General features: G+C 42.8%; 16 protein-coding genes. 6 read left to right on the forward strand and 10 right to left on the reverse strand.

Annotation, left to right across the window (positions count from 1 at the left end):
- Window positions 1–12 precede the first annotated feature (12 nt).
- Complete coding sequence (locus HYU97_07035) at window positions 13–378, reverse strand: response regulator (GenBank protein ID MBI2336499.1); 366 nt, start codon at window positions 376–378, stop codon at window positions 13–15.
- A complete protein-coding gene (locus tag HYU97_07040; GenBank protein MBI2336500.1) occupies window positions 347–1,135 on the reverse strand; it encodes a hypothetical protein in 789 nt (262 codons plus the stop codon). Before HYU97_07040 ends, HYU97_07035 begins: the two co-directional genes overlap by 32 nt.
- A gap of 72 nt (window positions 1,136–1,207) precedes the next feature.
- On the opposite strand from HYU97_07040, the gene HYU97_07045 reads away from it, so the two are divergent.
- Both HYU97_07045 and HYU97_07050 read left to right on the forward strand, forming a co-directional pair.
- Window positions 1,208–1,888: a VTT domain-containing protein gene (locus tag HYU97_07045; GenBank protein MBI2336501.1), complete on the forward strand. Its 681-nt coding sequence runs from the start codon at window positions 1,208–1,210 to the stop codon at window positions 1,886–1,888.
- Window positions 1,889–1,926: 38 nt separating this feature from the next.
- Complete coding sequence (locus HYU97_07050) at window positions 1,927–2,421, forward strand: hypothetical protein (GenBank protein ID MBI2336502.1); 495 nt, start codon at window positions 1,927–1,929, stop codon at window positions 2,419–2,421.
- Here the strand turns inward: HYU97_07050 and HYU97_07055 are convergent.
- The 4 genes from HYU97_07055 to HYU97_07070 form a co-directional block, all read right to left on the reverse strand.
- Window positions 2,418–3,059 carry a hypothetical protein gene (locus tag HYU97_07055; GenBank protein MBI2336503.1) on the reverse strand — a complete coding sequence of 214 codons (642 nt, stop codon included), beginning with the start codon at window positions 3,057–3,059 and terminating at the stop codon, window positions 2,418–2,420. The two genes, HYU97_07050 and HYU97_07055, sit on opposite strands and share 4 nt — an antisense overlap.
- Window positions 3,056–4,033, reverse strand: coding sequence for a MinD/ParA family protein (locus HYU97_07060; protein ID MBI2336504.1), 978 nt, complete (start codon window positions 4,031–4,033; stop codon window positions 3,056–3,058). The genes HYU97_07055 and HYU97_07060 overlap by 4 nt, the downstream gene beginning before the upstream one ends.
- Before the next feature lie 59 nt (window positions 4,034–4,092).
- Window positions 4,093–5,112, reverse strand: coding sequence for an NAD-dependent epimerase/dehydratase family protein (locus tag HYU97_07065; GenBank protein MBI2336505.1), 1,020 nt, complete (start codon window positions 5,110–5,112; stop codon window positions 4,093–4,095).
- A 191-nt stretch (window positions 5,113–5,303) separates the two neighbouring features.
- Window positions 5,304–5,630: a hypothetical protein gene (locus HYU97_07070; GenBank protein ID MBI2336506.1), complete on the reverse strand. Its 327-nt coding sequence runs from the start codon at window positions 5,628–5,630 to the stop codon at window positions 5,304–5,306.
- An 81-nt stretch (window positions 5,631–5,711) separates the two neighbouring features.
- Between HYU97_07070 and HYU97_07075 the strand changes: the two genes are divergently transcribed.
- Both HYU97_07075 and HYU97_07080 read left to right on the forward strand, forming a co-directional pair.
- Window positions 5,712–6,740 (forward strand): zinc-binding dehydrogenase, encoded by a 1,029-nt coding sequence (locus HYU97_07075; GenBank protein MBI2336507.1) that lies wholly within the window; start codon window positions 5,712–5,714, stop codon window positions 6,738–6,740.
- Window positions 6,741–6,780: 40 nt separating this feature from the next.
- A complete protein-coding gene (locus tag HYU97_07080; protein ID MBI2336508.1) occupies window positions 6,781–7,926 on the forward strand; it encodes a DUF1016 domain-containing protein in 1,146 nt (381 codons plus the stop codon).
- 407 nt (window positions 7,927–8,333) lie between these two features.
- Here the strand turns inward: HYU97_07080 and HYU97_07085 are convergent, their stop codons facing one another.
- From HYU97_07085 to HYU97_07095, 3 genes are read right to left on the reverse strand one after another with little or no spacing between them, the layout of a single operon-like run.
- The gene (locus tag HYU97_07085) at window positions 8,334–9,167 is read right to left on the reverse strand and encodes an ImmA/IrrE family metallo-endopeptidase (GenBank protein ID MBI2336509.1); all 834 of its coding nucleotides are present in this window, start codon (window positions 9,165–9,167) and stop codon (window positions 8,334–8,336) included.
- On the reverse strand, window positions 9,164–9,604 hold the full coding sequence (locus tag HYU97_07090; protein ID MBI2336510.1) for a hypothetical protein: 441 nt from the start codon (window positions 9,602–9,604) through the stop codon (window positions 9,164–9,166). The genes HYU97_07085 and HYU97_07090 overlap by 4 nt, the downstream gene beginning before the upstream one ends.
- A gap of 1 nt (window position 9,605) precedes the next feature.
- The gene (locus HYU97_07095) at window positions 9,606–10,235 is read right to left on the reverse strand and encodes a hypothetical protein (protein ID MBI2336511.1); all 630 of its coding nucleotides are present in this window, start codon (window positions 10,233–10,235) and stop codon (window positions 9,606–9,608) included.
- A gap of 270 nt (window positions 10,236–10,505) precedes the next feature.
- On the opposite strand from HYU97_07095, the gene HYU97_07100 reads away from it, so the two are divergent.
- On the forward strand, window positions 10,506–11,408 hold the full coding sequence (locus HYU97_07100) for a nucleotidyltransferase (protein ID MBI2336512.1): 903 nt from the start codon (window positions 10,506–10,508) through the stop codon (window positions 11,406–11,408).
- Window positions 11,405–12,058, forward strand: coding sequence for a hypothetical protein (locus tag HYU97_07105; GenBank protein ID MBI2336513.1), 654 nt, complete (start codon window positions 11,405–11,407; stop codon window positions 12,056–12,058). The genes HYU97_07100 and HYU97_07105 overlap by 4 nt, the downstream gene beginning before the upstream one ends.
- A 7-nt stretch (window positions 12,059–12,065) precedes the next feature.
- On the opposite strand, the gene HYU97_07110 is transcribed toward HYU97_07105, so the two are convergent.
- The gene (locus tag HYU97_07110) at window positions 12,066–12,809 is read right to left on the reverse strand and encodes a PD-(D/E)XK nuclease family protein (protein ID MBI2336514.1); all 744 of its coding nucleotides are present in this window, start codon (window positions 12,807–12,809) and stop codon (window positions 12,066–12,068) included.
- Between the last annotated feature and the right edge of the window lie 11 nt (window positions 12,810–12,820).

Consider the following 12,820-nt stretch of genomic DNA (forward strand, 5'->3'; position numbering starts at 1 on the left):
TCGGGTCATTTACTAACGAATGTATTCTTGAATTAATTTAAAAAGATCATTCATGTTACCCGTTTTTACAAAAAAAGCCTTGGCACCCAAGTCCATGGCTTCGCGGGCAACCTTTTCTTGATTTAAGGCTGTTAAAATAAGTACGGGAATATTTTTCATGGTAGGTGAGTTGCGCATTTCTCGCAAAACTCCTAGCCCGCTCATTTTGGGTAACATTAAATCTAAAATAACAAGGGTGGGGGGCGAATTTTTGAGCTTTTCAAGGGCTTCTTCACCACTGGCGGCGGTATCGCAATCAAGGTTATGAAAATTAGCGCGGTCGATTAAAAGCTCAACAATGGAGGGTTCATCTTCCACGAGTAACAGTTTCTTTCTCATAGGGCTCCCCTAAAAAAAATGGATCAATAAAGATTAAATAGAACCACACTATTATAGCAAGAAAGATAATCATTTTTGAAGCTGAATTTAATAGGTGCCACGTTATATTGGCTTTTTTCAAGATGTTAAAGTCGTTTATATAGATGGTTTCACAGGCCCCATTGCCACGATCGGTTCGAACGATGCTAGTGCCGCGGCTTAAGCCCGTGGTACGGTTTTTATAGCTAACCAATAGACCTTTTAAGTGAATTTGGTCACCCACCCTAGCCGACATAATTTCATTGGCAAGCTTAGGGTCGCCAGCCAATAAATGATTATTAGAAAGCGCATCTTCATAAAAAAGCTCAGAGAAACGGCCTGTTACGTAACAAGTGAATTCACCAGAGGAATAGCGATATTTTTTATAGTCAGGGGTAATGAGGTTTTTCCCCCATAATACGCAAAGATCTTTGGTATTGAAGGGGTCCCGTTTAAGTTTAAGCCGGCTTAACCACGATTCCTCAAAGTTGCGATAACTAACGACTAACCCAGTTAATTCATATTCAAACTTAGGCTCAATTTCATAAATATGGGTACCGAATATTTTAAGGAAAGGTGCAGCAGGAGTAGGGTTTTGAATGGGTTCGCGTAACGTCGCTGGATGAATCTGGCTTGGATCGGGTAACTGATTTCGGAGAAAATAAGATAATAAAAATATCGCTCCATTGACGATGACAATAACCACAAGGCCTTTTTTTAGGGTTTTATTTTTGAGCATCTTTGAAGTTCGATAATAAGTTTAACTAAATTTTAACTTTTATTATACATAAATATATGGTTGAAATATCATATGTTTGAAGGTTTTTTTGAGTTTGTCAATTCACTCCATACTCGCGAAGGGCTGGAATTGCTCATTCGCCATGGCGGCTTAACCGTTTTGATTGGTATTATTTTTGCCGAAACGGGATTGCTCGCCGGGTTCTTTTTGCCAGGAGATTCGTTGTTGATAACTGCAGGCGTGTTGAGTGCAAAATCGTTCAATGGGGACGAGCCAGTTCTCAATGTTTATAGTTTAATTATTACCTTAATTGTTGCAGCAGTAACTGGGGATCAATTGGGTTATTTATTAGGTCTTAAAACAGGGCCTAAAATTTTTAGTCGACCCGATTCACGTTTTTTTAAGCGCAAACATGCCTTAGCTGCTCATAGTTTTTATGAACGACATGGCGGCAAAGCGCTCATTATGGCTCGATTCATGCCGATTTTTCGTACCTTTGTGCCCTTTATTGCAGGCGTTGCCACCATGTCTTATCGGCGATTTTTTTGCTTTAGTTTATTAGGGGGTACGTTTTGGGTTACGAGCATTACCTTCTTGGGTTATTTTATTGGGCAAAGCCCGCTGGGGGAAAAACTTCATTTAGTGATCTTGACGGTAATTTTTCTTTCCATTTTGCCCATGCTCTTGGGTGGCATTCGTCATTTTTACCTTAAAAAAAAACCCCTCACTAATTTGGACATCAGTGCTAGCTAAGTCAGCATTTTTTTAAACTCATAAAAAGGGGATTTTCAGTGATAAATATCTTTAGTGGCATTCCAAGAAGTATTACAACCGCATATTACGAATTTTTTCATACTCGTAACGACCCCAGAGATTATGTTTCGAAGGGTGGTGAGGTAACCCATCATGGCGATCCCTTGTGGGCCTTTGCCAGCGACTATTATACAGAAAATCCTTATCGAAGATTTAAAATGTTAGATGACACTCATAGTGAACGGACCTATTGTGTAGGTGATGTTGATGCTGTTTATTTTGAAAACGGAATTGAAATCTTTGAAGGAACGACTTGTGTCTACCAAGATAATGGATCAGGTGTAATACAGTTTTCAGATCTTTATGATGTTCATACTTTCTATCAAAGGGGACATCTTATAATAACCTACGTAGAACCTTGGTTATTGGGTTTGTTTACCAAGGCTCCCCATCGGGTTTTGCCTAACGATGATGTTTTTTATATTTTTAATTTGGATCAGTGGATAGCCACCCCTAATTGTGCCGATCGTTAATCGATTAAATGGTTACCCACAAGATTAACCGTGACCTCATCATCACTAAATTCAGATAAAAAATCTTCATTGGGTTGTTCTAAGGTAGAAGTTGGGCTTAAGAAAGCATCAATTTCTTCTCGGGAGAGGAGAGGTTTAGAGGGTAGAAGATTTTTCTTTTTTAGTTTCGCCCGTTCGATACTTTCTTCAAATTCACTAGGCTTATAAGCATCGATGGTCCAGCCAGAATGATCCGAGAGGGCTACCCCTTCGTAGAGAAAAATTTTTAAAGGGGTGGCTTTTAATTCATGAAGTACTTCTCCAACCTCAGGATGAATGCGGTTGGTTAAACAACAAACTTCAACTCTTTTAGAAAGATATCCTAGCTTGCCTTCATAAACGTGAGCTAGCGTAAGCCAATTTTTATCAACCCAGTTGCATAATTTAAGAATGGTAAAAAAATCTTTTTGGGTAACCGAGCTAAAAACTTTAATCAGGAATAATTCCATTTGTTGATTAGAAACTACTAAATCAATGGGGTCTTCTATATTAAGAATGGGAAGGTTTTGATCTAAAACCCTTAGATTAGGGTCAAGCGAGCTTACATTGTTGTGCAAGTATTCTACAAAGTCTAGGCTACTGGGTTGAGGCGTTGTCATTCAAAATCGTAGTTATGCGAAATTTTTTCTAAGATTGAAAAATAAGAGGGGCAAGGGTGAGTCCCCATTTGGCGATTGTTCCATCGCACATAATTAGCATAAACTTGCCGGCTAATGCCTTCGAGGCATTCGGTGATTTTTGCTTTGGGGTGAGAAAGAACCAAGGGCTTTTGGATCTCAATAGAATGCAAAAGGTAACGATCGAAGGGGATAGAACCATAGTAGTGGATATTAATATTTTCTAAATATTTTTTGACTACATTGGTTAATTTATCGAGGGCTTCTCTGCCTTCACTGGGTTTACGAATACGATTCATTACCACATGAATTCCAAGGGGGTTTTTGGGGTTACGATCAGGATGCCAGGCAGAAAGGGCCTTGATCATGGCATAGGCATCCATGCAGGCCGTAATTTCGGGGTTGGTGACTAACACAATTTCATGGGCAGGGCGAAGTAACAACATGTTTTGTAGCGAAATGCCGGCGGCTAGATCCATCAAGATAAAATCAAACTGCGGTTCTAGATAACTCAAATCACGGGCCAGCCCTTCGACTTGATAACCTTGTAAATTGGAAAGTTTGCTCACCCCTTGCCCACCCGGGATGAGTTTTAAACCATGAGGGCCATCGAGCAAGATTTCTTCGAGCGATTTTTGGTGATTAATATAATCTGAAAAATCGGCTTGGGGGGTGACCCCGAGCAATAAATGCGCATTGGCCAGGCCAAAATCAGCATCTAACAATAAAACTCGTTGCCCGGCTTTAGCCAAGGCTAATGCCAAATTGACCGTGAAGGTAGTTTTGCCAGTTCCGCCTTTACCACTGGCGATGCAAATGACTTTGCTCTGGGCCGGCGGCATATCGACATGGGCATCAACTTCGAGTAAACCAAAGTCAAAGGGTACAACAACACCTTCTTCTTCGAGGCCAGACCCCACCATAGAGATGCGAGATAGCACCGGTTCGGTAAACATTTTATTAGTTCCGTTTGTGTTAGAAAGTGTCCCCTATAAATCTGATTCAACTCAATTAATCAAGAAATAATTTTTTGCACATACTTGGGTTTAACGTAGCCATTTTTTACATACCAATGAACTGCTTTTTGCAAAGCCACTTTAATATCGGTTTGGGGCAAGGCGAGTTCAAGAACTGCTTTGCTTGCATCAAAAAACATCTTTTTTCTTCCCAGCTGAACGGCCTCAATGGCAATTTGGGGGGGGCGACGTAAAAGCCTAGAAGAAAATTCACTGAAGTAGGCACTCGCCAAGGCAACTGAAAAGGGGATTTTAAATTTTGGCGCAGATAATCCAGTAATTTCGCTTAAAAGCAAAAGTATTTCTTTCAGATGAAGATTTTTATTTCCCAAGATGTAGCGTTCACCAATTTTGCCTTGGAGGCTTGCTAAATAATGGCCCCGAGCAACATCTTCAACATCAATGAGGTTAAGCCCTGTGTCTAGATAGGCAGGCATTTTTCTGTTTAAGAAGTCGACGATCATTTGGCCAGTAGGGGTGGGCTTTGCATCTCTTACCCCGATAGGCGCACTTGGATTCACGATGACAATCGGCAAACCCAGTTTAGCAAATTTGATGGCTTCGAGTTCTGCCAGAAATTTTGATCGTTTATAATGCCCCTTGCATTCATGAAGTTCTAAAGGGGTTTTTTCGTTACCAGGAATTCCATCAGGAGGAATCCCAATCGCCCCTACGGTTGAGGTATAAATTATTTTTTCAATGTTGTGTTGAGTGCAAGCCGTAAGGAGATTTTGCGTTCCGGTAACATTGGATTCGTAAATCATGGCCGGATTGGGGTTATAAAAACTATATTGGGCGGCCACATGATAAACTTCGTTACAATCTTTAAGATGATTTTCAAAAGAAGTTTTATCGCGTAAATCACCGTAGACAAGCTCGAGGGGTAGGTCTTGGATGAGCCTCAAATCAGAGTTGGGCCGAACTAAAGCCCTTATCTGGTAGCCGTGGGACAATAATTCGCGAGCTACCGCATTGCCAATAAAACCCGTGACGCCGGTTAGAAAAGCCCGCTTTGACATGAGGGCTGACTAACATGCTCAATCCAAGAAAAACAAGCCCTAGTCTGTCATTGCGAGGCCCGGACCTTCTGTCATTGCGAGCCCAACGGGCGAAGCAATCTCACCGGTTAAACCGAGGGGATTGCTTCGTTCTGCTGAACTCGCAATGACAGAGGGCCCTCGTCTCGGGTTCGCGATGACACCTTACGATGTCATTTTTTAGAAAGAAATTCGCAACCGGGAGGGGGTTCGTTGGCTTCTAAGGTATCGCAGGTTTGGCCTTTGATTGAATTAACACAAGCCTCTAGCTTTTTTTGGGTTGTACTAATTTCAGGAATTTCTTGTACCTTGGCTTGGATGACATTTTTCATCATGGTGTTACAGTATTCTTCACTCGGGAGGGCCTGGGGTTGGCATTCTAACATTTTTTTGCAGAGGGCTTGAGTGACGAGATCAGCAACTTTTTCTTTAGAAACTTTTTTGTTTCCACTACAGTTAATCAAGGTTAATAAGATAAACAGTGTGGCCAAATATTTCATAGAAACTCCTATCAGAACTGGATCCCCACCTTCGTGGGGATGACAGACAACATACTTCTTTTTAAACTAAAGGATCGCGTTATGAAAGCAGTTTTTCTTGAAACCCATGGGGGCCCCGAAGTTTTAAAGTATGGGGATTTGCCCGACCCAAAGCCTAAAGCGAATGAAATCTTAGTTGAAATTCATGCGGTGGCGCTTAATCATCTCGATTTGTGGATTCGTAAGGGGATGCCTCATTTAAAACATACTTATCCGCTGATTTTAGGTTCTGATATTGTGGGAACCGTGATGGATCGAGGTTCAGAGGCCAGCGAAGTTGCATTAGAACAAAAGGTCTTAATCCACCCCGCATTAAGTTGTGGCAGGTGCGAGGCCTGTAGCGCTGGCTGGGACAATCTTTGTAGCCAATATAAAATTTTTGGCGAACACGTGAGTGGAGGGTATTGTGAATTCATCTCAGTGCCCAAACAAAATATTTTGCCTTTTCCGCAAAAGCTTTCTTTTGAAGAAGCCGCCTGTATCCCCTTAGTATTTCTCACCGCGTGGCAAATGTTAGTGGTGAGAGCTAAAATCAAGCCGGGGCAGGTGGTGGTGATTCATGGGGCAGGCTCGGGGGTTGGGTCGGCGGGGATTCAAATCGCCAAATTGTTTGGGGCCACAGTGATTACCACCGCAGGTTCTGATGAAAAATTGCAAAAGGCAAAAGAGTTGGGCGCTGATTACGGCATTAATTACCAAAAAGAAAATTTTTTAGAAAAAGTTACCAAGATTGCGGGTAAGTATGGAGTGGACGTTGTTTTTGAGCATGTGGGCAAGGCCATGTGGGAGGCATCGTTACAATGTTTGAAATGGGGTGGCGTGTTGGTGACCTGTGGTGCCACCAGCGGCTTTGATGTTAAGTTGGATTTGCGCCACGTTTTCTTTCGGCAGATTCAAATCTTAGGTTCCACCATGGGGTCGCGGGCTAATCAATTCGACATCTTAAAACATGTTGAGTCAGGCAAACTCAAACCCATTCTCGATAAGACATTTCCATTAGAAGCCGCCGTTGAGGCCCATCGTTATCTTGAGGAATTCCATCAATTCGGAAAAGTGGTGCTAATTCCTTAGAAGTTATGCTTGATCAAGCCGAAATAGGATTGGAGGCACATTGAAGCGTAAAAAGAACCTCGAAACAAAAAGCCTTTTACCGACAACGGAGCACGCCCTTTACAAGCGCATCCGAGAGCTTATCCTCATAGCTCGTAGCACGGTGGCTCGTGGTGTCGACCTTGTTCAAGTCCACACAAACTTTGAAATTGGTCGCCATGTCATCGCTCATGAACAACAGGGAAAAGAGCGTGCTGAATACGGGCAAGAAGTCTTGAAGCGATTAGCTGAAAAATTGACACGGGAATTTGGTCGCGGTTTTTCCAAAAGCAATCTGGAATACATACGTCGCTTTTTTCTGACTTATCGGGACCGTAGCCAAATTGCCCAGATCCCGATTGGGCAATCTTCAATAGCTCGTTCCCAAAAAGCCAAGATTGCCCAATTTGAAATTGGGCAATTGGCCTCGGGTACAAAGCCGCAACAAGCCTTTTGCCTCAGCTGGACGCATTACATTTTTCTGATGGTAATCAAGAACCCGGATGAACGTCGTTTTTATGAAATAGAAGCCCAGGCTCAAAATTGGAACATTAAAGAGTTGAGACGCCAGTTTAACAGCAGTCTTTACGAGCGGTTGGCTTTGAGTCGTGATAAAAAACGGATTCGCAAACTTTCTGAAGAAGGTCATGTGGTTGCAGCTCCCCACGACCTTCTCAAGGAACCACTCGTTCTCGAATTTTTGGGACTGGATGAAAAACACGGCTATTCAGAATCCGATTTGGAGTCCGCTATCATTGATCAGATTGAGCATTTTCTCCTGGAACTTGGAAAAGGCTTTCTTTTCGAAGCACGTCAAAAACGTTTTACCTTTGGCGATGATCATTTTTTCGTGGATCTCGTTTTTTACAACAGGATCCTACGCTGCTACGTCGTGATTGATCTCAAGATCGGCAAGCTCGCACATCAGGATCTTGGTCAAATGCAGATGTACGTCAATTATTTTGATCGTTTCGTAAAGACCAAGGAGGAAAATTCCACCGTCGGTATTGTACTCTGCAAGGAGAAGAAAGAAGCCCTTGTGGAAATCACCTTGCCCAAGGATGCCAACATTCATGCGAAGGAATATCAGCTCTACCTGCCAAGTAAACGCGAGCTGCAGAGAAAGCTGCTTGAATGGGCAGATAAAGAGCAAGGAAACGGGGGATGAATATGTGGTGCTGTTTCCATTCAATATGATCCTGCCCTCAGAGGGAAACTGATCAAGTTCCTTGTACCCTAAGTCTGATCGTGCACTAGAGACAACTGTGTAGGAAAAAATATTTTTGTACCGATTAAAAATCGGTGAAGGAAATAAATGACAGTTCGTAGATCCGACATAGAAAAAACTTTAGATGAATTGGAATCATACGAAGAAGGTATGAAATTTCAAGGCCTCGAGGTTGTCATAGCCAGGCAAAAATGGCCTGAGCTCATTGTATGTGAGTGAAAAAAAGATCTTGGTGCCGATGCATATGCGCCGGCTGAAACCCCCTTTGGCAGAGTTGGCAAGGCGTTGGCCTGTTCAATTACGGCGGACTTAAGCAAGATTAATGCTGATTGAATCAAGGCTCTTTTCTAATTCCAAATTAACTTTGGATCTTTTATCCATAATAGAGAGATGCCAAGATCAAGTTTTGGGAAAAACCTAGCCTGCTCAAGAATTTTGGCATCCTCAATCTTACTTCGTTGCCAATCTTTCATCTCAGAAATATCGACCCAAGTTGCCGCATCCACAGCGGACATGTAAGCGCCATTTTTTCCTTTGGTGGCAGCATCGTAAGCCATTGAAGCCATATCAAGTGGACCTAGTGCAATCCAGTAATGCTGACGCCGAAATAATTCCGAAGGTACATGATACAAAATACGATCTTTCTTAAAGAAAACTAATGCGCAGGCTTCTTCTGTAAGATCAATTAAACGACGGGCTGTTGCAATAAATGACGTCTGGTACTTGGATGCGAGAGAGTCTACAAGATTTAAGCTCGGGTTGGATTGAGCATGGATTACGGGCCTTATAAAGCGTTCGGGCAATAAGAGCTCACTGGCAAATTCGTTTGCTTCAATTTCTCTTTCTTGATGGGCTTGTTTGCCAAACCATTCATTTAATTCCCGTTCGCTACAAGAGATTGTTGCTTGAATATTTTTGTGAAGTTCAAAATGGCCCAGCTCGTGCGCGATAGAAAATCGAGTTCTTGTTTCATAAGTATCATTTGGCCTGGCAAGTATAACTGCTTTTACTCGACTAAACGAATCACCGATTGTAAGTCGTGCTTCGGCTCCATCGATATGACCTTCACGCACAAACACGCCCCTGGCCATGCAGATTTCATTGAGGTTCACCAATAGTGAAGGATCATCTATTTCAAGACTATCAAGAACACTCTTTGCTTTAGCCTTCCCGAGGCTCATTTATTCTCCTCGTTTTTTTGAGAAAGAGCCTCTAATAATTGGCAATCCTCTATGAATGAAATTAAGTCTGTTTCAGACATCTTTTTGAAGTCTTGATTACGAAAAAATGCATTAGCCCGTCCTTGCAGAAGGGTACCAAAAGTGCCGGCATGGATTGCCTGTGCCAGTTCTCGAGCGCTGTTATACTTAGATTGTACCCACTGAGATTGTTTGTGTAGAATCTCGCTAACTTCAGTTCGTGTTTTTTGGGCATCAATTAACCAGCTTCTTTTTTTCTTCAGCCTGGCTTTCTCCAGCAAACTATCTAATCCGGCCTCAATGCGATCATAGCTGATGTCTGAATTTTTTAAGTCCTTTATAATTTCTGGGATATCCACATCTTTACTATCAAAGAGGATATCGAAAAATGTGGTCAGCTTATCCTGATGCTTATTCATTTTAGATTGCCTCCTTTCTGGCTTGGGGTAAAGTTTTCACAATAGCTAAAAGCCTTCTCCTTGCGTTTCGATACTGAACATACTGAAAGCCAGTGAGCTGCATTACCGCCTCTGACGTTGGCTCTTCTGCGCTGTTTATCAACTCTTCCATCGCTGTGACGACCTGTTGAACTTCCTCATCATTAGCTATGCGTGGCTGAAGTGCCGCCATCAATTCTTCATAACGGCTATTTGTTGTTGAATAACTCTCCTCATCAGATAGAGAATCAACATCAACAATTTTACTAACTTCATCGTCTTCACCTTCAGATCGATCAGTGCGCTGATGGTCATGAGATTTGGCTAAAGCAGATAGGTCGCTCCGAACAATGCCCATCAGAAACTCCAGAAGGTTAGGGCATTTTTCTGCATTCCACCGCCGAATGCCTTTTTTGAGTTCAGCTTCATCCAAACCCGCCAACGTTTTTTCAATTGCACCCATCACAATATCCTTAATCTCAAGTCCTTTCGGAAGAGATCCCTTCGTGCTCCAGGAATAAATGCGCACCCATTTCTCCGTAAACTTGGTGAGTCGCGGCAAAACATCCCCCTTCCAATCCGTATTTAGAAAAAGTTCTAGTTTTTTCCCCATTGGTCGTTATCCTAGCGCATTCGGGTTCCCCCTTATAGATATGCTCATCTCAGAGGTAAAATTTACCGAAGCAAAAAAAATTCCTACAACGTAAAATCCATCAGTTTGACGAGCATACATATATGAGAGGTTCCGAACAATTAGTGTGCGGAGCTGCCTCCGCATAACCTATAAGAAAGGAATGGAAAAATGAAGGAAAACTCATTGATTTTCAATAGATATTCAGGTTTAGAGCCCATACAAGCGAGTTTGAGAGGGAGTAGCAGCAGTATGAGTATCTCTGAAGATACCTTTGCATCATGGGCTCAAGGCCCCGGAACAGTGGAGGCGCAAAAATGTGCCAATGCTGAAACTGCAATCCGAAAGGCAATTTTGGCGGATGCTACTTTAGCTCAGATGGACATCACGGTATTCACCCAAGGGTCATACGCTGTACGAACAAATGTTCGATTGGATAGTGATGTTGATATTTGCATCCGTTACAATGAGGCGTTTTTTACGCAATATCCTGATGGAATGACGGACGCTGATTTCGGAAATGTTAATGGAGGTTTGGCTTTTTCCGATTTTAAAGGTCCCGTCCAAAGAGCGTTGGAGTCTTACTTTGACTCTTCATCGGTAACTCGTGGCAGTAAGGCTTTTGATATTCATGCCAATACATATAGAATTGATGCCGATGTTGTTCCGGCCTTTGGATACCGTTATTACACGGGGCGCAAAGATCTACGTGGAAACCATGAAATTCTGCACGGCGTTGCCTTCATCCCTGATACCGGTGTAAGAATTGTGAACTGGCCACAACAAACCTACGACAATGGGGTTATGCGAAACGATCAAACAGGGCGCAAATACAAGAGGATTATCCGTATTTTAAAACGATTACGAAACAGAATGCAGGATGATGGGATTGTCGCCGCCCAAAATATATCGTCATTTCTCATCGAGTGCCTTGTATGGAATGCGCCGCTGGAGGCCTTTCAACATGAAAAATATACTGAGAACGTACGGCATGTTCTGGCACACACCTGTAATAACACCCGAGAAGATAAAGACTGCTCAGAATGGCGTGAGGTAAATGAAATTAAATACTTATTTCGCTCATTTCAGCCTTGGACGCGTTATCAAGCGAATCAATTTTTAAATGCTGCATGGGACTATATTGGTTTCAAATGAAAAATTTACACCTAAAACGTTTTGCACTTTTGATCTTTATCTTTTTTTCCCTCTTTTTTTGTTTTTTCGCATTCAAAGGTGGAAAAACAATCGATGACCTATGGGGTATTCTTTCTATCGCTTATAAAACAATTCCGGCAATTGTGACAGTGATAGGCCTTTTTGTCGGTTATGCGTGGAAGTGGCGAATATTTCGAGGTTGGCTCGTGCCTTTTCCTGATCTTAATGGAACATGGCAAGGAACAATTCAAACGATTTGGAAAAATCCAGAAACGGGAGAAATCCCTGGACCAATTCCGGTAATTCTCACTATCAAACAGTCATTCATTCGAATCAGTTGTGTAATGCGTACGGCTGAAATGACCAGCCGGAGCTATCTTGCCGACTTCTGGCTAAATGGTGACGAGCAGATCCGAAAATTGGGTTATAGCTACCACAGTGCTCCGTTTCCATCGGTGAAGACCCGAAGCCAGCCACATGACGGAACAATCGTTTTTGAAATAATCACGACCCCTATCAAAAAGCTCAAAGGCATCTATTGGACTTCACGGCAAACGACTGGTGAAGTAAACTTGACGTTCCGAGAACGATCTCGCCTCGAAGATTTACCCCCTGATTTAGATTCTCATCCAGTGTCAGGAAAAAAATAGGTTTTGTTTATGCTTCAACTTCCCTGCTGAGTTTCCGGTAGTCACAATGTTCACACCCATCATAACACGTCGGCATTGTATCGGATGACAAACACTCCCAAGCATCCTTCACGGCCTTTTCAACCCACGCACAATTGCCGGTGTATCTGATCAACTGAACGTGAAAAGAAAGCGTGCCGTTGAAACCGTCGAGATCCTTCCGGCCATTGGCATAGACAAAATATCCCGTATCCAGCACGTCGTAACCCATTCCCCGAAGGATCCACTGGTAGATCTCCATTTGCCGCTTGTAACCGTCTTTCCATTCATCATCGAGACTAACCTCACCGTCCTTGCTGGTAGCCTTGTAGTCGACCACGATCAATTGCCCGGCGGGATTGACCCACAGATCGTCGATAGCTCCCGTGATGATGAAGTTCGTCGCCTTGTGATGATATTCAAGGCCCTTGAAATTCTCGCGCCAGATGTCGAGGTCTTTGTGCCGGAACGGAATTGCATCAACCCCGTTTTCTTTCATGAGCGGGTGTGGTTCGCCTTTGGTGCGGTAAACATCGAATTCCTTTTTCAACAAATGATCTACAGCCGTATTGAGAGTAAATCCAGGCATTGAGGGCTTGTCGATACCTAACCGCCGATCCAAATAAAAACATCGCGGGCAACGCATGAAATTTTCCAGACGTGATCTGCTGAGTTTGTAAGGTGCTGTCACTTTGGGATTAAATAAATTGCGCCTCCGCTTGACTAGTGCCATGTCATATTCCT

This window comes from Deltaproteobacteria bacterium, assembly GCA_016183235.1.
Lineage (GTDB): Bacteria > UBA10199 > UBA10199 > DSSB01 > JACPFA01 > JACPFA01.

Excerpts from the sequence above, each read along its gene's own strand:
- HYU97_07090 (MBI2336510.1), bottom strand. The coding sequence starts at position 9,604 with ATGAATAAGCATCAGGATAAGCTGACCACATTTTTCGATATCCTCTTT.
- HYU97_07045 (MBI2336501.1), top strand. The coding sequence starts at position 1,208 with ATGTTTGAAGGTTTTTTTGAGTTTGTCAATTCACTCCATACTCGCGAA.
- HYU97_07110 (MBI2336514.1), bottom strand. The coding sequence starts at position 12,809 with ATGGCACTAGTCAAGCGGAGGCGCAATTTATTTAATCCCAAAGTGACA.
- HYU97_07070 (MBI2336506.1), bottom strand. The coding sequence starts at position 5,630 with ATGAAATATTTGGCCACACTGTTTATCTTATTAACCTTGATTAACTGT.
- HYU97_07085 (MBI2336509.1), bottom strand. The coding sequence starts at position 9,167 with ATGAGCCTCGGGAAGGCTAAAGCAAAGAGTGTTCTTGATAGTCTTGAA.
- HYU97_07100 (MBI2336512.1), top strand. The coding sequence starts at position 10,506 with ATGAGTATCTCTGAAGATACCTTTGCATCATGGGCTCAAGGCCCCGGA.
- HYU97_07075 (MBI2336507.1), top strand. The coding sequence starts at position 5,712 with ATGAAAGCAGTTTTTCTTGAAACCCATGGGGGCCCCGAAGTTTTAAAG.
- HYU97_07105 (MBI2336513.1), top strand. The coding sequence starts at position 11,405 with ATGAAAAATTTACACCTAAAACGTTTTGCACTTTTGATCTTTATCTTT.
- HYU97_07060 (MBI2336504.1), bottom strand. The coding sequence starts at position 4,033 with ATGTTTACCGAACCGGTGCTATCTCGCATCTCTATGGTGGGGTCTGGC.
- HYU97_07095 (MBI2336511.1), bottom strand. The coding sequence starts at position 10,235 with ATGGGGAAAAAACTAGAACTTTTTCTAAATACGGATTGGAAGGGGGAT.
- HYU97_07040 (MBI2336500.1), bottom strand. The coding sequence starts at position 1,135 with ATGCTCAAAAATAAAACCCTAAAAAAAGGCCTTGTGGTTATTGTCATC.
- HYU97_07065 (MBI2336505.1), bottom strand. The coding sequence starts at position 5,112 with ATGTCAAAGCGGGCTTTTCTAACCGGCGTCACGGGTTTTATTGGCAAT.
- HYU97_07055 (MBI2336503.1), bottom strand. The coding sequence starts at position 3,059 with ATGACAACGCCTCAACCCAGTAGCCTAGACTTTGTAGAATACTTGCAC.
- HYU97_07035 (MBI2336499.1), bottom strand. The coding sequence starts at position 378 with ATGAGAAAGAAACTGTTACTCGTGGAAGATGAACCCTCCATTGTTGAG.